This window comes from Pseudomonas fluorescens (assembly GCF_001902145.1).
GTDB lineage: Bacteria > Pseudomonadota > Gammaproteobacteria > Pseudomonadales > Pseudomonadaceae > Aquipseudomonas > Aquipseudomonas fluorescens_BV.
In genome coordinates, this window is sequence record NZ_MRST01000020.1 from 78227 (window position 1) to 104203 (window position 25977).

At 61.4% G+C, this 25977-nt stretch carries 22 protein-coding genes; 9 read left to right on the forward strand and 13 right to left on the reverse strand.

Features of this window, described 5'->3' with window-relative positions:
* Positions 1-145 precede the first annotated feature (145 nt).
* The 4 genes from edd to BUE92_RS07670 all read left to right on the forward strand — a co-directional run bounded on the left by edd (position 146) and on the right by BUE92_RS07670 (position 5262).
* Positions 146-1972 (forward strand): phosphogluconate dehydratase, encoded by a 1827-nt coding sequence (gene edd, locus BUE92_RS07655; protein ID WP_073522880.1) that lies wholly within the window; start codon positions 146-148, stop codon positions 1970-1972.
* Positions 1969-2925: a glucokinase gene (locus tag BUE92_RS07660; protein ID WP_073522882.1), complete on the forward strand. Its 957-nt coding sequence runs from the start codon at positions 1969-1971 to the stop codon at positions 2923-2925. The genes edd and BUE92_RS07660 overlap by 4 nt, the downstream gene beginning before the upstream one ends.
* 143 nt (positions 2926-3068) lie before the next feature.
* On the forward strand, positions 3069-3803 hold the full coding sequence (locus tag BUE92_RS07665; protein ID WP_003193918.1) for a response regulator: 735 nt from the start codon (positions 3069-3071) through the stop codon (positions 3801-3803).
* Complete coding sequence (locus BUE92_RS07670; protein WP_073522884.1) at positions 3793-5262, forward strand: ATP-binding protein; 1470 nt, start codon at positions 3793-3795, stop codon at positions 5260-5262. The genes BUE92_RS07665 and BUE92_RS07670 overlap by 11 nt, the downstream gene beginning before the upstream one ends.
* A gap of 123 nt (positions 5263-5385) precedes the next feature.
* Here the strand turns inward: BUE92_RS07670 and BUE92_RS07675 are convergent, their stop codons facing one another.
* Positions 5386-6315 carry an AraC family transcriptional regulator gene (locus BUE92_RS07675; RefSeq protein ID WP_073522886.1) on the reverse strand — a complete coding sequence of 310 codons (930 nt, stop codon included), beginning with the start codon at positions 6313-6315 and terminating at the stop codon, positions 5386-5388.
* A gap of 327 nt (positions 6316-6642) precedes the next feature.
* On the opposite strand from BUE92_RS07675, the gene BUE92_RS07680 reads away from it, so the two are divergent.
* Together BUE92_RS07680 and BUE92_RS07685 are read left to right on the forward strand one after the other, a co-directional pair.
* Positions 6643-6984, forward strand: a complete 342-nt coding sequence (locus BUE92_RS07680) for an antibiotic biosynthesis monooxygenase family protein (RefSeq protein ID WP_073522888.1) — start codon at positions 6643-6645, stop codon at positions 6982-6984.
* A 41-nt stretch (positions 6985-7025) separates the two neighbouring features.
* Positions 7026-7271, forward strand: a complete 246-nt coding sequence (locus BUE92_RS07685) for a hypothetical protein (protein ID WP_073522890.1) — start codon at positions 7026-7028, stop codon at positions 7269-7271.
* Between the two features lie 98 nt (positions 7272-7369).
* On the opposite strand, the gene BUE92_RS07690 is transcribed toward BUE92_RS07685, so the two are convergent.
* The 5 genes from BUE92_RS07690 to BUE92_RS07710 all read right to left on the reverse strand — a co-directional run bounded on the left by BUE92_RS07690 (position 7370) and on the right by BUE92_RS07710 (position 14592).
* Positions 7370-7990 carry a flavin reductase family protein gene (locus BUE92_RS07690; protein WP_073522892.1) on the reverse strand — a complete coding sequence of 207 codons (621 nt, stop codon included), beginning with the start codon at positions 7988-7990 and terminating at the stop codon, positions 7370-7372.
* 135 nt (positions 7991-8125) lie between these two features.
* Positions 8126-9445, reverse strand: a complete 1320-nt coding sequence (locus BUE92_RS07695; RefSeq protein ID WP_073522894.1) for an MFS transporter — start codon at positions 9443-9445, stop codon at positions 8126-8128.
* 375 nt (positions 9446-9820) lie between these two features.
* Positions 9821-11146 (reverse strand): sigma-54-dependent transcriptional regulator, encoded by a 1326-nt coding sequence (locus BUE92_RS07700; RefSeq protein WP_073522896.1) that lies wholly within the window; start codon positions 11144-11146, stop codon positions 9821-9823.
* Positions 11140-12906: an ATP-binding protein gene (locus tag BUE92_RS07705; protein WP_073522899.1), complete on the reverse strand. Its 1767-nt coding sequence runs from the start codon at positions 12904-12906 to the stop codon at positions 11140-11142. The genes BUE92_RS07700 and BUE92_RS07705 overlap by 7 nt, the downstream gene beginning before the upstream one ends.
* A gap of 162 nt (positions 12907-13068) precedes the next feature.
* Positions 13069-14592, reverse strand: coding sequence for a fumarate hydratase (locus tag BUE92_RS07710; RefSeq protein WP_003193907.1), 1524 nt, complete (start codon positions 14590-14592; stop codon positions 13069-13071).
* A gap of 303 nt (positions 14593-14895) precedes the next feature.
* Here BUE92_RS07710 and BUE92_RS07715 point away from each other — a divergent pair, with 303 nt between their 5' ends.
* Complete coding sequence (locus BUE92_RS07715) at positions 14896-15837, forward strand: iron-sulfur-binding ferredoxin reductase (RefSeq protein ID WP_073522901.1); 942 nt, start codon at positions 14896-14898, stop codon at positions 15835-15837.
* Positions 15838-16603: 766 nt separating this feature from the next.
* On the opposite strand, the gene pyk is transcribed toward BUE92_RS07715, so the two are convergent.
* The gene (gene pyk, locus BUE92_RS07725; protein ID WP_073522903.1) at positions 16604-18055 is read right to left on the reverse strand and encodes a pyruvate kinase; all 1452 of its coding nucleotides are present in this window, start codon (positions 18053-18055) and stop codon (positions 16604-16606) included.
* Positions 18056-18228: 173 nt separating this feature from the next.
* Between pyk and BUE92_RS07730 the strand changes: the two genes are divergently transcribed.
* A complete protein-coding gene (locus BUE92_RS07730; RefSeq protein ID WP_003193903.1) occupies positions 18229-18603 on the forward strand; it encodes a tetratricopeptide repeat protein in 375 nt (124 codons plus the stop codon).
* A 222-nt stretch (positions 18604-18825) separates the two neighbouring features.
* Entirely contained in the window at positions 18826-19185 is a 360-nt protein-coding gene (locus BUE92_RS07735; RefSeq protein WP_073523102.1) for a PilZ domain-containing protein, read from the forward strand.
* A gap of 52 nt (positions 19186-19237) precedes the next feature.
* Here BUE92_RS07735 and BUE92_RS07740 read toward each other — a convergent pair whose 3' ends face one another.
* The 6 genes from BUE92_RS07740 to BUE92_RS07765 are packed head-to-tail and all read right to left on the reverse strand — an operon-like array spanning position 19238 to position 25908.
* Positions 19238-20569, reverse strand: coding sequence for a DUF58 domain-containing protein (locus BUE92_RS07740; protein WP_073522906.1), 1332 nt, complete (start codon positions 20567-20569; stop codon positions 19238-19240).
* Between the two features lie 7 nt (positions 20570-20576).
* Positions 20577-21572 carry an AAA family ATPase gene (locus tag BUE92_RS07745; RefSeq protein ID WP_073522907.1) on the reverse strand — a complete coding sequence of 332 codons (996 nt, stop codon included), beginning with the start codon at positions 21570-21572 and terminating at the stop codon, positions 20577-20579.
* The gene (locus tag BUE92_RS07750; RefSeq protein WP_073522908.1) at positions 21569-22726 is read right to left on the reverse strand and encodes a DUF4350 domain-containing protein; all 1158 of its coding nucleotides are present in this window, start codon (positions 22724-22726) and stop codon (positions 21569-21571) included. The genes BUE92_RS07745 and BUE92_RS07750 overlap by 4 nt, the downstream gene beginning before the upstream one ends.
* Positions 22723-24252, reverse strand: a complete 1530-nt coding sequence (locus BUE92_RS07755; RefSeq protein ID WP_073522909.1) for a DUF4129 domain-containing protein — start codon at positions 24250-24252, stop codon at positions 22723-22725. The genes BUE92_RS07750 and BUE92_RS07755 overlap by 4 nt, the downstream gene beginning before the upstream one ends.
* A complete protein-coding gene (locus BUE92_RS07760) occupies positions 24239-25219 on the reverse strand; it encodes a stage II sporulation protein M (protein WP_073522910.1) in 981 nt (326 codons plus the stop codon). The genes BUE92_RS07755 and BUE92_RS07760 overlap by 14 nt, the downstream gene beginning before the upstream one ends.
* Positions 25216-25908: an RDD family protein gene (locus tag BUE92_RS07765; RefSeq protein ID WP_073522912.1), complete on the reverse strand. Its 693-nt coding sequence runs from the start codon at positions 25906-25908 to the stop codon at positions 25216-25218. Before BUE92_RS07765 ends, BUE92_RS07760 begins: the two co-directional genes overlap by 4 nt.
* Between the last annotated feature and the right edge of the window lie 69 nt (positions 25909-25977).

A 25977-nucleotide genomic window follows, 5' to 3' on the forward strand; every position in this document is an offset into this window, starting at 1 on the left:
TGGCAATATTTTGTTCAATCTACAACGAGTGACCTGAATCAACTGGTCCGATGATCCAAACGACCCCCTGCCATCCCATGAGCCGTGGGCGTTTGATCAGCATAGGAACGAGGGTCGCCACATCCGTTAGCCTGGAGTTCTATACATGCATCCCCGCGTTCTTGAGGTCACCGAACGGCTCATCGCCCGCAGCCGCGCCACCCGCGAGGCTTACCTTGCGCTCATTCGCGGCGCAGCCAGCGACGGTCCGATGCGCGGCAAGCTGCAATGCGCCAACTTCGCCCACGGCGTGGCCGGTTGCGGCACCGAAGACAAAAATAGCCTGCGCATGATGAATGCCGCCAACGTGGCAATTGTTTCTTCTTATAACGACATGCTCTCGGCGCATCAGCCCTACGAGCATTTCCCCGAACAGATCAAGAAAGCCCTGCGCGAAGTCGGCTCGGTCGGCCAGTTCGCCGGCGGCACCCCCGCCATGTGCGACGGCGTGACCCAGGGCGAGCCGGGCATGGAGCTGAGCCTGCTCAGCCGTGAAGTCATTGCCATGTCCACGGCGGTAGCGCTGTCCCACAACATGTTCGACGCCGCACTGATGCTGGGCATCTGCGACAAGATCGTTCCTGGCCTGATGATGGGCGCGCTGCGCTACGGCCACTTGCCGATGATCTTCGTGCCCGGTGGGCCGATGCCGTCGGGCATCTCCAACAAGCAGAAGGCCGATGTGCGCCAGCGCTATGCCGAAGGCAAGGCCAGTCGCGAAGAGCTGCTGGAATCGGAGATGAAGTCCTACCACAGCCCCGGCACCTGCACCTTCTACGGCACCGCCAACACCAATCAGTTGTTGATGGAAGTCATGGGTCTGCACTTGCCGGGCGCTTCGTTCGTCAACCCGTACACGCCGCTGCGGGATGCGTTGACCCGCGAAGCCGCGCATCAGGTCACGCGCTTGACCAAGGCCAACGGCAACTTCACGCCGATTGGCGAGATTGTCGACGAGAAGTCCATCGTCAACTCCATCGTTGCGCTCAACGCCACCGGCGGCTCCACCAACCACACCCTGCACATGCCGGCCATTGCCATGTCGGCAGGCATCATCCTGACCTGGCAGGACATGGCCGACCTCTCCGAGGTGGTACCAACCCTGTCCCACGTGTATCCAAATGGCAAGGCTGACATCAACCACTTCCAGGCGGCGGGCGGCATGTCGTTCCTGATCCGCGAACTGCTGGAAGCCGGCCTGCTCCACGAAGACGTCAACACCGTGGCCGGCAAGGGCCTGAGCCGCTATATCCAGGAACCTTTCCTGGTGGATGGCGAACTGGTCTGGCGCGACGGCCCGATCGAAAGCCTCGACGAGACCATCCTGCGCCCCGTGGCCCGTGCGTTCTCGCCGGAAGGCGGCTTGCGCGTGATGCAAGGCAACCTCGGCCGTGGCGTGATGAAGGTTTCGGCGGTAGCCCCGGAGCATCAGGTTGTCGAAGCGCCGGCGGTGGTGTTCCAGGACCAGCAGGACCTGGCCGATGCCTTCAAGGCCGGCCTGTTGGAAAAAGACTTCGTCGCGGTGATGCGCTTCCAGGGGCCGCGCTCCAACGGCATGCCGGAACTGCACAAGATGACCCCGTTCCTGGGCGTGTTGCAGGACCGTGGTTTCAAAGTGGCGCTGGTGACAGACGGGCGAATGTCCGGCGCGTCGGGTAAGATCCCTGCCGCGATTCACGTCAACCCCGAAGCCCAGAGCGGCGGGCCGCTGGCGCGGGTCCAGGATGGCGATATCATCCGTGTGGATGGCGTTACCGGCACCCTGGAGCTTAAGGTGGACGCCGAAGTATTTGCAGCGCGCACGCCTGCGACGGGCCTGTTGGGCAATAACGTGGGGGCCGGCCGCGAGCTGTTTGCATTTATGCGCTTGGCCGCAAGCTCCGCAGAGCAGGGCGCCAGCGCCTTTACCTCTGCCTTGGAGACGCTTAAGTGAAGCTTGCGCTGGTCGGTGACATCGGGGGGACTAACGCCCGTTTTGCGTTATGGCGGGATCAGGAACTGCATTCGATCCGCGTGCATGCCACGGCGGATCACGGCAGCCCTGAAGAGGCGATCAAGGTCTATCTCAAAGAAGAAGGCCTGCAAATCGGGGACATCGGCGCGGTGTGCCTGTCGGTGGCCGGGCCGGTAAGTGGCGATGAATTCAAGTTCACCAACAACCACTGGCGCCTGAGCAAAACCGCGTTTTGCCAGGCCCTGCAGGTGGATGAACTGTTGCTGGTCAACGACTTCTCGGCCATGGCCCTGGGCATGACCCGGCTCAAGCCCGACGAATTCCGTGTGGTCTGCAAAGGCATGCCGGAGCCCTTGCGCCCGGCCGTGGTGATCGGCCCAGGCACCGGTCTTGGCGTCGGCACCTTGCTGGACCTCGGCGCAGGCCGTTGGGCAGCATTGCCGGGGGAGGGTGGGCATGTCGACCTGCCCCTGAGCAGCCCACGGGAAACCCAGCTGTGGCAACACATCTACAGCGAGATCGGGCATGTCAGCGCCGAAACCGCGTTGAGCGGTGGCGGCTTGCCGCGGTTGTACCGGGCGATTTGTGCGGTAGATGGGCATGAGCCGGTGCTCGACACCCCCGAAGCCATCACGGCGGCGGGCCTGGCCGGCGATCCGGTGGCCATGGAAGTATTGGACCAGTTCAGCATCTGGCTGGGCCGGGTGGCGGGCAATAACGTCTTGACCACCGGTGGGCGCGGTGGCGTGTACATCGTGGGTGGGGTGATACCGAGGTTTGCCGACTTCTTTATCGCCAGTGGTTTCGCCAGAAGCTTTGCGGATAAAGGCTGCATGAGCGACTACTTCAAGGGTATTCCAGTGTGGCTGGTGACGGCGCCGTATTCCGGGTTGACTGGGGCTGGTGTGGCTTTGGAGCAGGTTTTTGCATAGGCGCTGATGGCCTCTTCGCGAGCAAGCCCGCTCCCACATTTTGATTTGTGAATACATTCAAGTGTGGGAGCGGGCTTACTCGCGAAAGCGGCCTCAAGAGCAACAAATGACTTAAGCTTGGCCATAACAACAAGGAGGCCCCCGTGAGCGTAATCAGTAAATCCATTCTCCTCGTCGACGACGACCAGGAAATCCGTGAATTGCTGCAAACCTACCTCAGTCGCGCCGGCTTCCAGGTGCGTGGCGTGTCCGACGGCGCGGGGTTCCGTCAGGCCATGAACGAGGCGCCGTGCGACCTGGTCATCCTCGATGTCATGTTGCCAGACGAAGACGGCTTCAGCCTCTGCCGCTGGATCCGCCAGCACCCGCGCCAGGCGCAGGTGCCGATAATCATGCTCACCGCCAGTTCCGACGAAGCCGACCGCGTGATCGGCCTGGAGCTGGGCGCCGATGACTATATCGGCAAGCCATTCAGCCCCCGCGAGTTGCAGGCGCGCATCAAGGCACTGCTGCGCCGCTGCCAATTCGGCCAGGAGCGCAGCAGCGGCGGCGATGTGTGGGTGTTCGATGAATGGCGCCTGGATATGATCAGCCACCGCTTGTTTCATGTGGATGGTGAAGAGGTAATCCTCTCCGGTGCCGACTTCGCCTTGCTCAAGTTGTTTCTCGACCACCCGCAACAGATCCTCGACCGCGACACCATCGGCAACGCCACCCGTGGTCGTGACCTGATGCCCTTGGACCGTATCGTCGACATGGCCGTCAGCCGCTTGCGCCAGCGCTTGCGCGACACCGAGAAACCTCCGAGGCTGATCCGCACCGTGCGTGGCAGCGGCTATCAACTGGCAGCCAGCGTGGTTGCCGGCAATGCCCACTGAGCCGCTGAACGAACGCCGTCGTCGCTTCCCGATACCCCGCTCGCTGCTGGGGCGCATGTTACTGCTGACCTTGCTCGCGGTGCTGGTCGCCCAAGCGCTGTCCAGCGTGATCTGGGTGTCGCAATTGCGCGCCACCCAGCTTGAGGGCCTGGTCACCAGCGCCCGCAGCCTGGCGCATTCGATGACCGCCAGCGTGAGTTATTTCCGTTCGCTGCCGGTGGCCTATCGCCCGTTGGTGCTGGACCAATTGCGCAGCATGGGCGGCACGCGTTTTGTGGTGACCCTCAACGATCGCCCGCTGGACATGCAAATACTGCCCGAAACCCCGCGCAAGCAAGCGGTGCTGGTGGCGGTGGATGAAGTGCTGCGCCAGACCCTGGGTGCCGACGTGCATATCTCGGTGGAGTTTGTCAGCGCCGAAGACCTGCGCATTTTCAATGCCGGCCTGAAGCTCGACGAACTGCCACGCTCCTGGGCCCATTACGCGTTGACCCTGGAACCGGTGAACCCGCCGGTGCTGGTCACCCAGATCCAACTGGCGCCCGGTGAATGGCTGTACATCGCCTCGCTGTTGCCCGAGCCCTACACCAGCCTGGAAGAACAAGGCCTGCCGTCCCAGCAGGTGTGGTTTATCGTGCTCACCAGCGGTTTTCTGCTGCTGTTCATCGGCCTGCTGGTGCACTGGCAAAGCCGGCCACTCAAGCGCCTGGCACGAGCGGCGCGGGACATGTCCCTGGGCGCCGATGTGGAGCCGGTGGCTGAAGGCGGCGGCAGTGAAGTGGTGGAAGTGGGCCGTGCATTCAATGCCATGCGTGAACGCATCAGCCGTTACCTGACCGAGCGCAGCCAGTTGTTCAGCGCGATTTCCCATGACCTGCGCACACCCATCACCCGCCTGCGCCTGCGTGTGGAATTGCTGGAAGACGAGAACCTGCAAAACAAATTCGGCCGTGACCTGGATGAGTTGGAATTGCTGGTCAAGGGCGCGCTGCAATGCGTGAAAGACACCGACATCCACGAAAACATCCAGCCGGTAGACCTCAACCACGTCCTCGAATGCCTGGTGGAGCCGTACCTGGCGCCCCATGGCAATGGCCGAGTGACCCTCGATGGCGCGGCCCTGTCAGCCTACCCAGGCAAGCCGCTGGCGCTCAAGCGTTGCATCGGCAACCTGATCGACAACGCGCTCAAGTACGGGCAGAACGCGCATTTGCATATCGAGGACGATGGCGTGCAGTTCATCCTGCATGTGGATGACGAGGGGCCTGGTGTGCCGCAGCAGCGACTGGAGCAGGTGTTTGAACCGCACTTCCGCCTGGCCGGCCAGCAGCAGGGTTACGGATTGGGGTTGGGGATTGCGCGCAATATTGCCCACAGCCATGGGGGGGAGGTGAGTTTGCAGAACCTGCGCGAAGGCGGCCTGCGCGTCACCTTGCAGCTCCCCCGAACCTTGGATTAGTAGACGCCGCCGATCAACTGTGGGAGCTGGCTTGCCTGCGATAGCGGTGGCTCAGTTGACTCATCAGTGACTGACACACCGCCATCGCAGGCAAGCCAGCTCCCACATTTTGCTCTGCGTACATCAGATGCTTTGGCGCAGTCTGGCCAGGTCTCTCAGGGGCGGCGCACCGAACAACCGGCTGTACTCCCGGCTGAACTGCGACGGGCTTTCATACCCCACCCGATACCCCGCCGCCGAGGCTTCCAGCCCTTCGGCAATCATCAGCCGCCGGGCTTCCTGCAAGCGCAGTTGTTTCTGGTATTGCAGCGGGCTCATGGCGGTGATCGCTTTGAACCGATGGTGCAAGGTCGAGACGCTCAGGTTCACTTCCTTGGCCAGGTCGTCGATACGCAGCGGCTGTTCGTAGTTACCGTTCAACCAGGTGATCGCCTGGCTCACTCGATGGCTCTGGCTGTTAGCCACAGCAATTTCATACAGGCGATAACCCTGCGGGCCACGCAGCAAACGGTAGAGGATTTCACGGTTGATCAGGGGCGCGAGCATCGCGATGTCTTTAGGGGTGTCCAGCAAGCGGGTCAGGCGCAGCACCGCGTCGAGTAGTGCGTGATCGATGCGGTCGACGTACATGCCTCGTGAGGTCGGGCGCGAGGGCACGCCCATTGGCCCGGCCTCTGCGATCAGCGCTGTGAGCTGCGCCGGGTCGATATTGATACGCACTGAGAGGTTCGGGTCCTCGGCGGTGGCGTCGATGATGCGGCCGGCTACCGGCATCGCCACCGAGAACACCAGGTAGTTGAGCGGGTCGTAGGCAAAGATCTCGTCGGCCAGGCGCACTTCCTTGCTGCCACTGGCGAGGATGCACAGCGCGGGTTCCACCAGCACCGGCATGAAATCCCGTGGTGCATTGTGGCGGTTCAGGTACAGCGAGGTGATCGCCGTGCCGTAGGAGCCGTCCTCCCAGGTATGGCGATGCACGATACTGGCCAGCTCGGCGCGTTGTTTCTCCATCTCGGCATCGAGGGGAGTGGACTTGGATTCGGGCGACGGCATGGGGCGTCCTCTACACGCTGCTTTGATGGGCTCAGCTTAGCGGTGGCTTTTCAAATAGTGTTACGTCGATTCTGCAGGATCCTTGCCTGATCCTGCGAGATAGCGTGAATCAGGCAAGTGCGCAGCCTGTCATCAGCCTGAAACATGAGGCCTGGGCCTGGAATAAGTCCTGGGGCCGAACGTCCTCCCTACGTTTCTCGCAGGATTGTGCAATAAGCCTGCAGGAATCGACTAACCGCGCCCACCCCCGCGCCGTTATCTTTGATCCTGTGGCAACACGCCCTCATTGTGCTTGCCGAGCATCACTTCTCAACGGGAGAGTCGAACATGTCCACCCCCATTCCCGCGAGCCATATGGCCTTTATCCGCGCCCGTAGCGGGTGCAGCACCGAACTCGGTGCACGCTTGAGCAGTTTGATTGAACCAGGCCGCCAGGCCCAGGGTTGCCTGCAATTCTCGTTGCAGCATTCCCAGGTCGATCCCGATGTCTGGCTGGTGTCCGGGTTCTGGAGCAGCGAGCAGGCCATGAGCGCCTACTTCAACTCTGCGGCCCTGATGATCTTCACCGAGCTGTTGAACGACATGGTCGTACGCAGCATGGACTTCCAGACCTTCACCGATGCATCGGCCGCACAGGCGTACGGTGAGTACCTGCAACTGGCCGGTTAACGGTTAGAATGGCCGACTTTCCATTGGCCAGGACCTGCAACATGGCACGTAAACAATTTGCCCACCACGAAGCCGTTTCCGCCGTCGTACCGGGCGAGGGTGGCTACAGCGCCGCCGTCGCCGTCAAGGCACTGGATGGCATGGGCGCACCCAGGTTTCACAAGATCCTTGATGGGCAGACGTTCAAGACGGCTTCGGATGCCGATGATGCGGCGACGGTGCAACTTGAGCGCCTGGTCGATGTGGATGCAGAAGGCCAACTGAGCTGGGCCCCCGCCGTACTGTAGGAGCGAGCTTGCTCGCGAAAAACTCAAGAGCACCGCGCTCAGCCTGGTGCCCGCGTTATCGTTAACGATCTTCGCGAGCAAGCTCGCTCCTACAGGGGCTATTGAGGTCTGTGCATTTTGAACAGGGCCTCAGGCCCCAGCTGGAAATAATCCGCCGGGCCACCCCCGCGCAAAATCGGCTCGGCAGCGGCGGTGTCGTAGATGCCATCCTTGAGCAACCATTTGGCGATGTGCACCGCAACCACTTCGCCCAGCACCAGCCAGCTCGGCACCAGCGCCTTGTCAGCGCGTTGCAGCTGGATGATCTGCGTCACCTTGCACTCGAACGACACCGGGCTCTCGCCCACCCGTGGTACGCCAACGATTTTCGAAGCCACCGGCGTCAGGCCGGATAGCTCGAATTCATTCACCTCGGGCGATACGGCCGCGCAGCTCTGGTTCATCTGCTCGGCCAGCGGGCGAGTGGCCAGGTTCCAGACGAATTCGCCGGTCTGTTCGATATTGTTCAGGCTGTCTTTACGGCCGACACTGGAAAACCCAATGATCGGTGGAATGTAATTGAACGCATTGAAAAAGCTGTAGGGCGCCAGGTTCAAGCGGCCTTCGCGATCGTGCGAGGAGATCCAGCCAATCGGGCGTGGGCCGACGATCGCATTGAACGGGTCATGGGGCAGGCCGTGGCCGTTGGCGGGTTCGTAAAAGTGGATGTCGTCGGACATGACCTGCTCCATACAGAATTCTGGGGCACGCATCATAACGAATGTGGGAGCGGGCTTGCTCGCGAATGCGGTGTGTCAGTCGACAGGTTTATTGACTGATCCACCGCATTCGCGAGCAAGCCCGCTCCCACATTTTTAGTCGGTGGTGATTCGAGAGTGCTTGCGAGTGTCTTTCATGGTCACGTACACCATCAACGACACCGCGATACACGCGGTCACGTACCAGTAGTAGCCAGTTTCCATACCGATGCTCTTGAACCACAGCGCGATGTATTCAGCGGTACCGCCGAAGATCGACACGGTCAGGGCGTACGGCAGGCCTACGCCCAGTGCGCGGATTTCGGTCGGGAACAGCTCGGCCTTCACCACGGCGTTGATCGAGGTGTAGCCGCTGACGATGATCAGCGCCGCCATGATCAGGAAGAAAGCGCCCCACCAGCTCTGGATGGTGTGCAGGGTGGTGAGGATCGGCACGGTGAACAGGGTGCCAAGCACGCCGAAGGCGATCAGGATCGGGCGGCGGCCGATTTTATCCGACAGCCCGCCGATGATCGGTTGCAGGCACATGAACAGAAACAGCGTTGCCGCCGAGATGGTGGTGGAGTCGGAGATGCTCATGCCGACGGTGTTCACCAGGTATTTCTGCATGTACGTGGTGTAGGTGTAGAACGCCAGGGTGCCGCCCATGGTCAGGCCGACCACAGTCATCAGTTCCTTGGGGTGGCGCATCAAGGTGCGCATTGCGCTTTCCTTGGCTTTTTCTTTCTTGGTGAACGACTCGGTTTCTTCCATGCCGCGACGCAGGTACAGCGCGACCACTGCACACAAGGCACCGATGGCGAACGGGATACGCCAGCCCCAGGCATACAACTGCTCGGTGGTGAGCACCTGTTGCAGCACGATCAGCACCGCCAGGGCGATGAGCTGGCCGGAGATCAGGGTCACGTACTGGAAGCTGGAGTAGAACCCGCGACGTTCCTTGGTCGCCATCTCACTGAGGTAAGTGGCAGAGGTGCCGTATTCGCCGCCGACCGACAGGCCTTGCAGCAGGCGGGCAAACACCAGCAGGATCGGCGCACCGATACCAATGACTTCATAGCCAGGGCTCAGGGCAATCAGCAGCGAGCCGAAGCACATCAGGTACACCGAGGCCATCAAGGCTTTTTTACGCCCGACTTTGTCGGCGTACAGGCCCATCAGCCAGCCACCGATCGGGCGCATCAGGAAGCCCACGGCGAAGATCGCGGCGGTGTTGAGCAATTGGGCGGTGGTGTCGCCTTTGGGGAAGAAGGCTTTGGCGAAGTACAGCGAGAAGGCGGCGTAGACGTACCAGTCGTACCATTCGACCATGTTGCCGACCGATCCGCTGAAAATCGACTTGATGCGGCTGGAGGTGGTGCGTTCTTTTGCCGGCGCAGACGCCGATCCCAGAGGCAGGGAGTTGGAGTTATCCATTGAAGGATCCTTCATCTAGTTGTTTTTATGGAGCGTGCTTGAGCACTGCCTGGCTTGGGCTATAGCAGAAGCTGTGCCAGGTAGAGGAAGGCCCGGAATAGAAGGGTTACGAATTTTTTTTGAGCGGAAAGTCGCTGATAATTTTTAGCTGATGAGCGGAAATCCGCTTATGGCTGCCGTCGCCATCGCAGGCAAGCCAGTTAAGCGGTCATCGCCTTCTGTAGGAGCGAGCTTGCTCGCGAAAAACGTCAACGATAACGCGTGCTTGCTGACTGAACGCGGCGCCTTTGAGTTTTTCGCGAGCAAGCTCGCTCCTACAAAAAAGCCTTAACTGACTGGCATTAGGGCTTGCCCGCGATGGCGATCCAAAGGTCGCTACACAAACATCTCCCTTACCAACCCATGCCGCTGCATCTTCTCATTGAAGGTACGACGCGGCAGTTGCAACTCGGCCAGCACCGCCTTGATATCACCCTTGTGACGCGTCAACGCGGCCTTCAGGCAGTGTGCCTCGAACGCCTCCTGCTGCGCCGCCAACGACTGCCCGGCCTCGATCCCTTCCGGTTCCGGCTCGTCCAGCCCCAACACCTGGCGCTCGGCGACGTTGGCCAGTTCGCGCACATTACCCGGCCAGTCATGGCTGAGCAGGCGCCCCAACTGTGGCCCACTCAAGGGCTCGACCTGGCGGCCCAGGCGCTCGGCGGCGCTTTGCGCAAAATGCTCGTACAGCAGCGGAATATCTTCGCGACGTTCACGCAATGGCGCCAGGCGCAGTTGCGCGACGTTGAGCCGATAGGCCAGGTCTTCGCGAAAGCGCCCGGCACGGGCTTCTTCCAGCAGGTCGGGCTTGGTGGCGGCGATGATGCGCAGGTTCACATGGATACTCTGGTTGGAGCCCAGCCGCTCCAGCTTCTGCTCTTGCAACACGCGCAGCAATTTCACCTGTTGGGCCAGGGGCATGCTTTCGATTTCATCCAGGAACAACGTGCCGCCGTGGGCATATTCCAGCTTGCCGATGCGTTTGCCCTGGGCGCCGGTGAAGGCGCCGCTTTCATGCCCGAACAGCTCGGCTTCGAACAACTGCTCGGGGATTGCCGCGCAATTGAGGGCCACGAACGGCTTCTTGGCGCGTGGGCCGAAGTCGTGCAGGCAGCGGGCGACCAACTCCTTGCCGCTGCCGGTCTCACCCCGGATCAGCACATTGACCGGCAAACTCGCCAGGTCCAGCACTTGGCGTCGCAAACTGTGCAGTCCCTTGGACACGCCCAGCAGGCTGGACTCCAACTGTGCGCGATGATCGGCCTGTTGATGCAGGCGACGGTTTTCCAGGATCAGGCCGCGCTTGTCCAGCGCCCGGCGCAGGCTGTTGAGCAAGGCGTCGGGGCTGAAGGGTTTTTCCAGGAAGTCGTAGGCCCCGTCGCGCATGGCTTCCACGGCCATTGGTACGTCGCCATGGCCCGTGAGCAAAATCACCGGCAAATCGGCATCGCGGCGCTGCACCTCGGCCAACAGCTCAAGGCCGCTGAGCCCGGGCATGCGCACGTCGCTCAGAATCACCCCGGCAAAGTCCTTGGGCAGTTGCGCCAGGCACTCTTCGGCGCGGCTGAATAACTGCACGTCAAACCCCGACAGGCTCAGCCATTGCTCGACGGCCGTGCGAATACTGGTTTCGTCATCGACCACAATTACCGCGTTCAACATAGGTCTGGCGTCTCCAGGGCGATAGGCAGGGTCAAGGTGAAGATTGCACCATCACCACGGTTAGCGGCACTCAGGCGCCCCCCCAGTTCATGCACGATAGCGTAGGACACCGCCAGCCCCAAGCCGAGCCCGTCGCCCACCGGTTTGGTGGTGAAAAACGGGTCGAACACGCTGCTCAAATGTTCTTCGGCAATCCCGCCGCCGCTGTCGCAGACACTCAACTGCCACAGCTGCTGATCAGCGTGCAGGTGGATTTCCAGGCGTTTGCGCGGTTTATCGGCCATGGCGTCGAGGGCGTTGCGCAGCAGGTTGATCAACACCTGTTCCAGACGGATCGCGTCGCCGCGTACACAGGCCGGGCGCGTCAGGTCCAGCACCACACCGATGCTTTCGTCACGCAGGCGCGCGTCGAGCAGGTGCAGGGATTGGTCGACCACTGTCGCCAGGTCCAGCTTTTCGCGCAGGCCGCTGGGGCTCTTGCGGGCGAACGTCTTGAGGTGGCCGGTGAGCGCGGCCATGCGCGTGAGCATGTCATCCAACGGTGTGAGGGCCTTGTAGGCATCGTCCACGCGACCATGGTCGAGCAACAGCCGCAGCGTCGCCAGTTGCATGCGCTGGGCGGTCAGCGGCTGATTGATTTCATGGGCGAGGGCGGCCGACATCTGCCCCAGCGCCGCCAGCTTGGCTGACTGCACCAAACCATCCTGGGCGGTGCGCAACGCCTGGGTGCGTTCTTCGACCAATTGCTCCAGTTCTTCACGGCTGCGCTGGCGCAAGCGGGCCAGGCGCCAGCGCTGGCTGAGGAACAGCACTAAGAATACCAATGCCAGCCACGAGCCTGCGGCGGCAAGGCCCGCGTTACGTTGGTCTTCGAAGGCAAACTGGGGTTTGCGCAACAGGTGCAGGGTCCAGCCTTCGTGCTTGAGCGGTAGCGACTCCCAGATGTAATTGGCGTTGCCGTCGGGGCCGTTGACGCGGATCAAGTGGCTGTTTTCGTCAAAGCGCAGCAGAGGCTGGGTGTCCAGCGGCTGCAGTTGCTTCTTGTCGTATTGGCGGGTGGCCTTGAGTTCAGCCAGGTCATTTTCGGACAACGGCCGCAGGTTGCGATAACGCCAGCCCGGCTGGTTGGCGATAAACACGATGCCCCGCGCATCGCTGACCAACAGCAGGTCATTGCCCTGGGCCCATTCGCGCTCCAGCTCGGGGAACTCCAGCTTGACCACCATGGCACCGAGGAACTGCTCGTGCTCATCCACGACCGCGCTGGAAAGAAAGTAGCCCGGAATACCGGTGGTCACCCCCACCGCATAAAAGCGTCCGGTGCCCTGGCTCAAGGTCTGGCTGAAATACGGCCTGAACGCGTAGTTGTGGCCGACATAACTGCTGGGCAGGTTCCAGTTGCTGGCGGCCACGGCCAGGCCGGTGCGGTCCATCAGTTCCAGGGTCGAAGACTGCGCAGCGCCGTTGATGCGCTCCAGCTTGCGGTTGAGCCGGTCTTGCGTGGCGGCGTCCAGCGGGCCCTTCAAGGCGCTGATCATCTCCGAATCCAGCGCCAGTACGGCGGGCAGGGCACGGTAGCGTTCGATCAGGGTGTGCAGCGAGTTGGCATACAGCGCGAGCTGCTGATTGGCACGGGCGGCGTCGTCCACCAGGGCCTGGCGTTCGGCATGGCGCGTGGCCAAGGCGGCGGCCAGCACCGCACCGGCGATGATCAACAGGGAATAGAAGGTCAGGCGCAGGGGGCGAGGGATCACGATCATACGATGATGAACAGGCACGGTAAGGGGCGAGCACCATAGCATGGGCGGCTCATATCTTGTGGCCAAGGAGCTTGTGTGGGAGCTAGCCCCCTTGCTCCAGGCAGAAAAAAAGGCGACTGGGCCATGGGGCCGCAGTCGCCTTTATTCTTTTGGATGAGGTGCTTACTGCACTTCTACCGCCAGGCTGTCACTGATCTTTTTCTGCCAGATGGCAGGACCGGTGATGTGGACTGACTCACCTTTGCTGTCCACTGCAACGGTGACCGGCATGTCTTTGACGTCGAACTCGTAGATGGCTTCCATACCCAGTTCGGCGAAGGCAACCACGCGCGACTTCTTGATGGCTTGGGCCACCAGGTACGCGGCGCCGCCCACGGCCATCAGGTACACGGCCTTGTGGTCCTTGATCGCTTCGATGGCGGTCGGGCCGCGCTCGGACTTGCCGATCATGCCCAGCAGGCCGGTTTGCTCGAGGATCTGACGGGTGAACTTGTCCATCCGCGTCGCGGTGGTCGGGCCCGCCGGGCCAACCACTTCTTCGCGCACCGGATCAACCGGGCCGACGTAGTAGATAAAGCGGCCCTTGAGGTCCACCGGCAAGGTTTCGCCCTTGTTCAGCATCTCGACCATGCGCTTGTGCGCCGCGTCGCGACCGGTGAGCATCTTGCCGTTGAGCAGTACGGTTTCGCCCGGCTTCCAGCTCTGCACTTCTTCCGGGGTCAGGGTGTCGAGGTTGACGCGACGGGCCGATGGGCCGGCTTCCCAGACGATTTCCGGGTAGGCGTCCAACGGTGGCGCTTCCAGCGACGCCGGGCCCGAACCGTCGAGCACGAAGTGTGCGTGACGGGTGGCGGCGCAGTTGGGGATCATGCACACCGGCAGGGAGGCGGCGTGGGTCGGGTAGTCCATGATCTTCACGTCGAGTACGGTGGTCAGGCCACCCAGGCCCTGGGCGCCGATACCCAGTTGGTTGACCTTCTCGAACAGCTCCAGGCGCATTTCTTCGATACGGTTCTGCGGGCCGCGCTTTTTCAGCTCGTGGATGTCGATGGACTCCATCAACACTTCTTTGGCCATTACTGCGGCTTTCTCGGCGGTACCGCCGATGCCGATGCCGAGCATGCCCGGTGGGCACCAGCCGGCGCCCATGGTCGGAACAGTCTTGAGCACCCAGTCGACGATCGAGTCGGACGGGTTGAGCATGGCCATTTTCGACTTGTTTTCGGAACCGCCACCTTTGGCCGCCACGTCCACTTCCACGGTGTTACCCGGGACGATGGAGTAGTGGATGACCGCAGGGGTGTTGTCCTTGGTGTTCTTGCGGGCGCCGGCCGGGTCGGCGAGGATCGAGGCACGCAGGACGTTTTCTGGCAGGTTGTAGGCGCGACGCACGCCTTCGTTGATCATGTCGTCCAGGCCCATGGTGGCGCCATCCCAACGCACATCCATGCCTACGCGCACGAACACGGTGACGATACCGGTGTCCTGGCAGATCGGGCGGTGGCCGGTGGCACACATGCGCGAGTTGATCAGGATCTGGGCGATGGAGTCACGGGCCGCCGGCGATTCTTCGCGCAGGTAGGCTTCGTGCATGGCCTGGATGAAGTCAACGGGGTGGTAGTAGGAAATGAATTGCAGGGCGTCGGCAACGCTCTGAATCAGGTCGTCTTGCTTGATCACGGTCATGAGTCGCGCTCCTCTATAAGGGAACATTCAATAAAGATGGCGTCAGTGTTGCATCGGTCGGCTGAAGCCATCTTTCCAAGGCACGCCAGAATGGTGCAGGCGCGACGCTAAAAAGGCGCGGCAGTATAACCCGGCACGGTGGCCGATACACCCGACTATGGTCACGAATGCCCGGCCCGGTTATCTGTAGGAGCGAGCTTGCTCGCGAAAAGCGTGAATCTGGTGGGTTTCATCAGGTTGTCCGCGTTATCGTTAGCGATCTTCGCGAGCAAGCTCGCTCCTACCTATAGAGGTAACGGCGTTATGCCTGAACTGTACGTCGGCGAACGCCACTGGTCTGTCTCCCCCGGCAGCAACCTGCTGGATGCCTTGAATCAGGCCGGCGTGGCCGTGCCCTTCAGTTGCCGGGCCGGCAGTTGCCATGCGTGCCTGGTGCGTTGCGAGGGCGAGGTTGACGACCAGCAGCCCGAGGCCCTGAGCCCGACGCAGCGCCAGCAAGGTTGGCGCCTGGCGTGCCAGTGCCGGGTCAGTGCGGACCTGAAGGTCGAAGCGTTTGACCCTCAGCGCGATGGCCTGCCCGCCCAGGTGGTGGGCGCCGATTGGCTGAGTTCGACGGTACTGCGCCTGCGTCTGCAACCGGAACGTGCCCTGCGGTACAACGCCGGGCAGCATCTGGTGCTGTGGGCGGGGCAGGTGGCGCGCCCTTATTCCCTGGCGAGCCTGCCTCAGGAGGAGCCGTACCTGGAGTTTCATATCGAGTGTCGCCAACCCGGTGCATTCAGCGATGCGGCGCGACAGTTGAAGGTCGGTGATCCTTTGCGCCTGGGCGAGCTGCGGGGTGGAGCGCTGCACTATGATCCTGACTGGCAATCGCGGCCTTTGTGGTTGCTGGCTTCCGGTACCGGCCTGGGGCCCTTGTGGGGTGTGTTGCGTGAGGCTCTGCGCCAGGATCATCAAGGCGAGATTCGCGTGATTCACCTGGCCCATGAGGCCGAGGCTCATTATCTGGCTGAACCCCTGGCAGCCCTTGCCGCCCAGCATGGGAACCTGACCGTGGAGCTATGGACCGCGGCGCAGTTGCAGCCGGCATTGGCGCAACTGCGGCTGGTTTCCCGGCACACCCTGGCCTTGCTTTGCGGGCACCCAGCCAGCGTCGAGGCCTTTTCCAAGCGCTTGTTCCTGGCGGGACTGCCGCGTAATCAATTGCTGGCGGATGTGTTTCTATCCCGCCCTTTCACTTTATGAAAAGCCTGCTCAAGTCGGTATCGGAGTTTATCGCCCGGCGCTGATGACGCCATCGCAGGCAAGCCAACTCCCACAGTAGACCGAGTTGTCTGACCAGACACGGACTACTGTGTGGCTTGCCTGCGATGAGCATAGGTATCTACACAACTTTGTAGCCTGTAGCAGCCGACGGTAACCACGATGCGAAGCGAGCCGCTCTTGATCTTGATCTGCTTTTGATCTTGATCTTAGGCGCCCCGTTAAACCACGCTGGCCGGAATTCGACAGGGATTTGGGGGGTAAACCGGCAGGGATGCCGGTTTAGCCGCCCCGCGCCATGGATGGCGCGTGGCGGCGGCCCCCCAAATCACTGGCGGATTACGGGCACACCGAGCCTGAGCGAGGTGCCGAGTGGTGGGGCAAGAGCCTTTTGGTTACTTTTGGGCTCTTCAACAGTGACCCGCTGTAAAAGCGGAACCAATAGCAGCCATTACCGCAGGAACGGATATGTACGCGGTCTGATCCGAAATCCTGGTCGGCTTTCAGGCCGCCTTCGCAGCGATGCGGCGACCCGACAAGCCAGCTCCCACATTGGATCGCGGGGCATCAGTTAGATCAGCGTCGGCTGCCAGGCCGTCTTCGCGGGAGCAAGCTCCCTTGCGTCGCATTAAAGTTGTGTAGATACCTATGCTGCGATGAGGCCCTGAAATTCAACACATCGGCCTGCATTGAAATGCAAAAAGCCCCGCCATTCACATGGCGGGGCTTTTGTTTTTCAGCCTGTCACTCAGACCTGCGGGTCGCCCACATGCAGGATCTTCATGCCATTGGTGCCACCGGTGGTGTGGTAGCTGTCGCCCTTGGTCAGGATGACCCAGTCGCCTTTCTCCACGACGCCGCGTTTGACCAGCTCGTCGATCGCCTTCTGGCTGACTTCGTTCGGTGCCAGCGACGCCGGGTCGAACGGGATGGTGTACACGCCACGGAACATGGCCGCGCGGGCCTGGGCTTCGCGGTGTGGGGTGAACGCGTAGATCGGCACCGAGGAACGGATGCGCGACATGATCAACGGCGTGTAGCCACTTTCGGTCAAGGCGATGATCGCTTTCACGCCCGGGAAGTGGTTGGCGGTGTACATGGCAGCCAGGGCGATGCTCTGGTCGCAGCTTTCGAAGACTTTGCCGATGCGGTGGCTGGAAGTCTTGCTGGTCGGGTGCTTTTCGGCACCGACGCAGATACGCGCCATGGCCTGCACGGCCTCCAGCGGGTACGGGCCGGCAGCACTTTCAGCCGAGAGCATCACGGCGTCGGTGTAGTCGAGCACGGCGTTGGCCACGTCGGACACTTCGGCACGGGTCGGCATCGGGTTCTGGATCATCGACTCCATCATCTGGGTCGCAACGATCACCGCTTTGTTGTGACGGCGTGCGTGCAGGATGATCTTCTTCTGGATACCGATCAGCTCGGCGTCACCGATTTCCACGCCCAGGTCGCCACGGGCAACCATTACGGCATCGGAGGCCTTGATCAGGCCGTCGAGGGTTTCATCGTCGGCCACGGCTTCAGCACGTTCGATCTTCGCTACCAGCCAGGCGGTACCGCCGGCTTCGTCGCGCAGCTTACGGGCGTATTCCATGTCGGCGGCGTCGCGCGGGAAGGACACGGCGAGGTAGTCCACTTCCATTTCGGCGGCGAGCTTGATGTCGGCCTTGTCTTTTTCAGTCAGGGCCGGCGCCGTCAGGCCGCCACCGCGACGGTTGATGCCTTTGTGGTCCGACAGCGGGCCGCCGATGATCACGGTGCAGTTCAGTTCGGTCGGGGTGGCGGTATCGACGCGCATCACCACACGGCCGTCGTCCAGCAGCAGCTCGTCACCGACGCCGCAGTCCTTGACCAGGTCTGGGTAGTCGATACCCACCACGTCCTGGGTGCCTTCGGTCAGCGGGTGGCTGGTGGAGAAGGTGAACTTGTCACCGATCTTCAGCTCGATCCGCTTGTTGGCGAATTTGGCGATACGGATTTTCGGGCCTTGCAAGTCACCCAAGAGTGCAACGAAGCGGCCATGCTTGGCGGCGAGGTCACGCACCAGCTTGGCGCGAGCCTTGTGCTCGTCCGGGGTGCCGTGGGAGAAGTTCAGACGGGCGACGTCCAAACCAGCCAGAATCAGCTGTTCGAGGACTTCCGGCGAGTTACTGGCCGGGCCAAGGGTGGCGACGATTTTGGTACGACGGACGGACATGCACGGACTCCTGAGTTCAAGCGCTGGGGAAGGCTACTATGCTCTTTCGTTGTAGTCATTGTTCGTTTGCACTACTTATCGACGATTGGCTTGTTTTGGCTGCGGTTGAATAGGCAAACACCTTGAAGATTTTCGACCAGGGGTCGATACACTGCACAAGACAGGAGAACCCCATGCGAATTTTGCTCGTTGCTGCCCTGGCCGTCAGTGTTGTCGGCTGTACCCGCTGGTCGATGGACCACCATTTGAACAACGCTTACCGCGCCTATGGGGTTGGTGATTGCCAACGTGTCACCCTGGAGTTGTCCCAGGTCGATCGCGAGAGCCGTACCCGCCGCTACGTGCAACCGGAGGTTTCGATGTTGCGCGGGCAGTGCCTGGAACGCCAGAAACTGTTTGTCGATGCCGCACAGACCTATCAGTTCATCATCGGCCACTACCCGTCGAGTGAGTACGCCTATCGAGCCCGTGCGCGGCTCGATACCTTGCAGCAATTAGGGCATCTGCCGGCTGCAGGCCTGGCAAAACCAAGGCCTGCGTCGTTGTAAGGGTATTTGTCGCTTCATGGCTGGCCTGTCGCCAGTCTTGCGCTAATCTTTGAATGTCTGTTTGTGCAGTTTCCCATTCGAACGGATGCAAGGCCCGGATTCGGCAGCTGTTTGGTGACAAGCGGTACGTGATGTCACACCGAGATCCAGGGAGAGCGAGCGATTGCTTGTTCCGAATCACTGGCACGGCCAGATTTTTGGCTATTGGATGGCAACTTCACCATGTTTACCGAACGACGGATCGAGCGGCATCAACTGCCGTATTTTCTGCAGGTGTTCAATCGTATTACTGACAAGCCAATCGGCTATCTTGGAAATGTGTCTGAAAACGGTCTGATGTTGATCAGCTCGTTACCCATGATGACCGAGGTGGATTTCGAGCTGCGCTTGAAAGTGCCGGTGGCGCAAGGCGAGTTCAAGGCGATTGACCTCACGGCAACCTGCTTGTGGAGTCACGAGGATGTCACCCCGCAGCATTACGACTCGGGGTTCAGCGTGCTTGAGGCGCCCGAAGAGTACCGGCACCTGATCAGCGCGCTGTTGCAGTACTTCAGCTTTTACCCTTTGCAGGCCTCTGTCTGAGTTATGCGTGGGGTCGTGGCCATTTCCTGGTCATGACCCTGCGCAGTCATCCTCAGAATACCCCGGCCTTTTTCCACTCCAGATAGCGCGTGATCAGCCCGGCACCCAGCGCCGATGGCAAGGTATCGAGCACCGACAGCCCATGGGCACTCAAGCGATCATGGCGTTGGTTGCGGGTGTTGAGGTAATCGATCGTGCCGCTGTAAGCCAGCGCTTCGGGCAATGTCTGCACAGGCGCCTGGCGTAGTTGGTCGAGGACTTCTTCCCTCAGGCTGGCCACCAGTACCCGGTGATGCCTGCCGATACGCTGGACGGCAGCCATCAGCGCTTCATCCTCCTCATCCCGCAGGTTGGTGACGATGATCACCAGCGCCCGGCGTTTTTGACGTGCCAGCAACTGGCTGGCGGCCGCCTGGTAGTCGGCGGTTTTTCGCGTGGTCTGCAGGTCATAGACCGCATTGAGCAACAGGTTCAATTGGCCACTGCCCTTGACCGGCTTCAGGTAGCGCGGCTGGTCGCTGGCAAACGTGCACAGCCCTACGGCATCGCCCTGTCGCAAGGCAACGTAGCTCAGCAGCAGGCAGGCATTGAGTGCGTGGTCGAAATGGGACAGTTCATCATCCTGGCTGCGCATGTGCTGGCCGCAATCGAGCATGAACACGATTTGCTGGTCGCGTTCATCCTGATATTCCCGGGCAATGGGCGTTCGTTGGCGGGCGGTGGCTTTCCAGTCGATCTGGCGCAGGCTGTCACCTTCACGAAACTCGCGCAGTTGATGAAACTCCAGGCCTAATCCTCGCCGCTGATGTTGGCGCACGCCCAGTTGGCTCAGCCAGTTATCCACACCCCGCAACTGCGCACCGTATAAACGTGCGAAATCCGGGTAAACACGGGTGGCATCGTGGGTTTCGACCCAGCGTCGTGCCGACCACAGCCCCAGTGGGCTGGGCAGCAGCAGTTCGCAGCGACTGAAATGGAAGTGCCCGCGGCGCAAGGGGCGCACGCGATAGCCCAGCTCAGCACGTTCACCGGGGCGTAGTTGAATGGATTGAGGCAGGTTCTCTAGGCTCAGGCCGTCGGGCACGTGATCAAACACCTGCACGGTCAGTGGTTGTGGATAGTCGTGCTCCAGGCTCAGGCGTATTTCTTCCCAGCGCCCCAGCGCCAGGCTGCCGGGCAATATCCTGTACACCCAGGCCGTAGGTCGGCGACGCAAGCGTGCGGCATCCAGCATCGCCAACAGCAACAGGGCCAGCAGAAGGCCCCAGGCCACGGAATGCAAGGTGGCGGGTACTTTCAACTGCAACGCTGCCGAGGCACCCAGCAGGGTGCTCAGTCCGAGCAGAACGCTCAGCCAGGTCAGGAGCAGACGGGTCGGTTTCATGGCTGCGTCATTGCCTTGGTGCCGCAATCTGGTCGAGTAACTGCTGGAGCACCTGGTCGACTTCCAAGCCGTCGATGTCCAGTTCTGGTGCGATGCGTACCCGGTGACGCAGTACCGCCAGGGCGCAGCCCTTGATGTCATCGGGGGTGACGAATTCGCCACCGCGCAACAGCGCACGGGCACGGGCGCCGCGTACCAGGGCGATGGAGGCCCTGGGGCCGGCACCGATGGCCAGCCCTGGCCAACTGCGCGTGGCACGGGCCAAGCGCACGGCGTAGTCGAGCACCTGCTCATCCAACGGCAAGTCACTGGCAATTTGCTGTATCCGTACTACGTCCTCGGCTTGCAGCACGGTACGCAACGGCTGCACCTCCAACATGTCTGCCTTGGACGAGCGAGTCACTTCGCGGACCATATCCAGCTCTTGTAGAGCATCCGGGTAGTCCATTCGCACCTTGAGCATGAAGCGGTCCAGTTCGGCCTCGGGCAGTGGGTAGGTGCCTTCCTGTTCGATAGGGTTCTGGGTCGCCAGCACCATGAAGGGCTGGCCGATGGGCAACGCCTCGCCCTCCAGGGTCACTTGACGTTCCTGCATGGCTTCCAGCAGCGCTGCCTGGGTCTTGGCCGGCGCACGGTTGATCTCGTCGGCCAGCAACAGATGGGTGAATAACGGCCCCTTGCGCAGTTTGAACTGTTCGGTCTGCAGGTCGTAAACGGCGTGGCCGGTGACATCGCTGGGCATCAGGTCCGGGGTGAACTGGATACGCGCGAAATCACCGCCAAAGCAGCGGGCCAGGGCTCGTACCAGCAAGGTCTTGCCCAGGCCAGGCACGCCTTCCAGCAGTACGTGGCCGCCTGCGATCAAGGCGGTGAGCACGTCGTCAATCACAAGGTCCTGGCCAATCACGGCCTTGCGCAATTCCACGCGCAGCGCCTGGGCCTGCTGGCTGGCATGCTGAAGGTTTTCGGCGGTCAGGGTGGTGGCCAGTGGAGAGTCGCTCATAAGGCATTCCTGAGGGTTTGCAGGTGCGCCACCTGACGGCTGAAGTCGGCACTGGAGAGCCGCTTCAGCGCAACGGGCTCAAGCGCCTGGCTGATGATGTGAGGGGGTTGTCGCGTAAGGTGTTCCAGCACCTGCCGTTGCCCTGCCGCATTGAGGTGTTCGAACCCGGGATGACGTCGCCGGGCTGCGCGCAGAATGTCGTGTTGCAAGGCTTGCAGCAAAGTGCCCTGGCCGCTGCGGCGCAACAGGAAGTCCGCGCTGGCCTTCAAGTGTTCCTGCAGTTGGCGACGTGCCTTGGGCGCCGGTGCCTGGATCGGGCCGTGGCGCATGCCTGCCTGCCACAGCCCCAGGGCAACCAGCGCAATCAGGGCGACGAGGGCCTGGGGGAAATAACGGAACAACAGGGTAAACAGATCGTCCGTGTCGCTGTTGAACAGCAAGGTGACGTCGGTGCCCTGGTTCAGATACCACAGCAACCAGGCGTTATCATGTTTGCCGATATTGGTGGTTGTCCACAGGTCGCTGTCGGTGATCACCGTTACGTGGCCTTGCCCGAGGTCAAGTTGCATCAGGTGGCTGGACTTGGCGCTGTTGGCGGAAAACTGCGCCAGGTGCTTGGGGTCGGTGAGGTTGAAGTCGGTGTCAAAACTGAAGTACGCCGGGGCGGTTTCGTTGTCGACATAGAGCTTGGTCAGGTCCGGCTTGGTTTTTTTACGCGGTGGCGCGGGTTCGTCGAAGGTTTCGCTCAGGGCTTGGCGGATTGTGAGGCGATCAAGCAGCAGGTCACCGCTTGTGCCGGTTTCCTCATCCCATAATGCTTCGGCGACTAATAGCAGGTGGCCACCGGCTTTTGCCCAGCCCAGCAGTTGTTCGACCTGGCGCGGGGTCATGTTGCTGCGCTCCCCCAGCAGCAACAGGCTATGGCCTTTGGCAGGCAGGTCGGCGAGTCGTTCAAGGCCATTGGCGTGCGCCACCGCCACGCCTTGCTGGCGCAGAAAGTGCTCGGCGGCCAGGTAAGGGTTGGCGCGTGCCTCTGGCGAAGGGCCGCGATCTACCACTTCGTCGTAGGGAGTTGCCTTGTGCCAGACATATAGGCTGCCCGCACCCAACAGGCACGCCAGCAACAGCGCTGTCCACAATAACGCCCGGTTCATTGGCTCGCTCCGTCACTGAAAAGAGCACGCCAGTCGCTGCACAGTTTCTGTTGGGCTGAAGAGGGCGGCAGACGGTGACCATAGGCCAGGTTTTGCCAGTGGCGTGTCAGTTCGTCGCTGAACGCCAGTAATTGCGGTTGTTGCAAACGATGAACGCGCTCCAGCACCTGCCCCTCGGTATCGGCGCTTGTCAGTGGCAGGTCGAACTCATGCAACAGCCGGCTGAGCAACCCGCGATACAGCAGGCCAAGGGCTTCCCGTGGCTGGGTGGGCCATAGCTGTTCGGCGGTGCTGGCGATGTCTTCGGGCAATGTCTCGGCGCCCAGCTCCAGCCCGAACAGCTGAGCGGGAGCGGATGAGGGGGCGGTAGTGCGAGTGGGTCCAAGGCGGCTGACGAACGTGCGCAACCATTCACGGTAACGCCAGAACACCAGGGCCAGGCCGCCAATCACAAGGCTCCAGAGCAGTATTTCCAAGGTTTTGGCGACGTATTTGAAGGTGTCGCTGTTAAGGTTGTCGAGCAGTGCCTGGAGCCAGCCAGGTAATTTGCCGTCGCCCTTGGCCTTGTTTTTAACCGGCGCTTTTTCTTCGCCAAACCGATAGCGTGTGACGGTTTCCGGGTTCTTGAAAGGTGGCTTTTCCAGCAATGCCTGGATGGATTGGCTGGCGGCCTGGGTGCTAAGTGGCTTATGGGCTGTGGTTTCATCTGCCATGGTCGGTGGGCTGACTTGTAGCAGTGCCAGGCCAACGACCAGCAACAACAGCGGTGCAACGTTGCTCAGGCGCTGGCGCAGGCGACGGAATACCAGTTCCAGGTCCCAGGCCTCCAGCACCGTGCGGCGGTTGAGGTACAGGCTGAAGCCACAGGCGACGTAGATGGGTTCCCAGAACACCAGGACCAGCGCATAGAAGGCATTGCTCAGGTGCTCAAGCCAAAGCACGTCCGAGCCTGATGCCAGTACCAGCCGTTGCCAGTCCCAGTCCAGTTCAACCTGTTGCGGGATGAAGAGATAGAACAGGGCCATGCCGCCAAACCACAGGCCGATTTCCAGGTGCACGCCGATCGTCGTCAGCCAGCGTGCGGCGCCAGCGTTATGTTGCAGCAACACTCCAAGGCGCCGTTGACGTGCGTCACCGTCCAGGCCTTCCAGTTGGCTGACGGGCAGGGTGAAGCTGCGGCTCATGCTCAGCCGCCTCCAGGTCAGGCTGGCGAACAGTTGCCCCTTGAGCAACTGCGGCCAATGGCGAACGGCCTGTTTGAGGCTGGGGCGCTCACCAAACAGAGCCTGGGAAAGAATGTACAGCGGCAAGCGGTCGAAGGCCGGCTTGAGCCACCAGAACAGGAACATGACCAAAGACGGGTAATTCCAGAGCAGTACCGTCAACAGGCTGAATACCGGCAGGCTTACCAGCGCCCAACTGCCCATCAGCAGGACACGGTGTTCCCTGGCCATCAGCACACCCAGGTCCATGGCTTCCCAGGAAGTGCGCGGGCGAATCACTACGCTGGCGTCAGTCAGGCGCATGGCGACTCCGCCCGGCCAGGGTCAGGTAAGCGGCCACCAGCAGCCAGAGCGCGACGCCTACTGCGTATTTGATCCAGGGCTCAATGCGAGTGGTTGAGGACCAGTAGGCTTCGATAAAGGCGGCGATCAACAGGAACACCATGACACCGCAAAGCATCCGTACGCTTTTGCGTGCGGCCAGGCGCAGGGCTTCGCTGCGCGCCAAGCGCCCGGGGGCGACCAGTGACCAGCCCAGTTGCAATCCTGCGGCACCGGCCAGTGTGATGGCGCTCAGCTCGAATGCGCCGTGACCAATGACAAACGACCAGAAGGTTTGGCCATAGCCAATGTCGGTAAGGTGCCCGGAGACCGCACCTATGACCAAACCGTTGAAAATAAGGAAGAACGCACTGCCCAGGCCAAACAACAGGCCGGCGGCAAAGGTCTGGAAGGCGATGCCGATGTTGTGCATCACGTAATAGCCAAACATCATCCAGTCTTCGCTGGCGGCACGTTCGGCAGCGCGGCCCAGGCGGCTGGCGTCGGGGTTGTACATGCCCTGCATCTCGGCCACCTGCTGGGGGCTGATGATGCTGTAGACCAGGTCGGGGAACAGGTACACCAGCAGGGCTATCCCCACCAGGCTGCCAAAGAACAGCAGGCCGGCGATCAGCACGAAGCGCCATTGTTCGCGTACCAGGCGCGGGAAGTCGGCGAGAAGAAACGCCAGTATGTTTGCTGTCAGATGGCTGCGATGACGATACAGTTGTTGATGGCCACGCAGTGCCAGTTGTTGCAACGGATCGATCAGGTAACTGCTGTAGCCGCGTTGCTGAGCCAGGGCCAGGTGTTGACACAGGCGTCGATATTGATGCGGGAAGTCGGCAACATCGGCGGCCTTGGCTTTACCTTGCTCCAGTTGCTTCAACTGCTCGGCGAAGGTTTGCCATTGATGCTGGTGGCGGCTTTCAAAAAGGCTTTGCTTCATGTCGGCCCCAACAAACCACGGGCTACACCGTTGAGTTGCTCCACGGCACGCGGCGCAGACACCTGCAGGGGCCCTGCGAGAATGGCGGCCAGTTCATGCACCCGTTCGGCCGAGAGTTCGGCCTGGCGTTCGGCGAAACCGAGGATGGCCCGCTGTTCGCTCAGCTCCAGTGCGAAGGGCAGGCGCAGGGCGGATGCTTGAGGGATGCTTGGACGTACCAGCGGCAGCTCGCGGTAGACCACCAGCGTACCTGCCGCCAGGTCGCCGAGCCGCTTGAAGTGCGGATGCTGCAGGCAACTGATCGCGCCGAGGAAATAACCGAAGGGCAGCATGTCGACAAAGCGCAGCAGGTTGCGGATCAATGATGCCGACCAGCCAATGGGCGTGCCGTCATCCTGCACCACGCGCAGGCCCATGACCTGCTTGCCCGGCGAGCAGCCCTGGTTGAGCACTTCGAACAACACCATGTACCACCAGCTCACCAGGAACAGCAGCAGCGAACCCAGCCCGATCCCCACATTGCCGAGCAGCGCCAGCGGCACTAGCAGGATACCCATGATGATCCCTCGCACGCCCAGGTCGAATGCGAAGGCCAATGCCCGAGAGGGCAGGCCAGCAGGGCGCAGGGGCAGGTCGATGCCCTCTGGTGTTTCTATCTGATAGTGGGTATCCAAAGGCGTAGATGGCATTGCGATCCTTGGCAGTGCGAGGCGACTTGAGAGACACGGATGCTAGCAGTGTCGACGGTGGAAGCAACC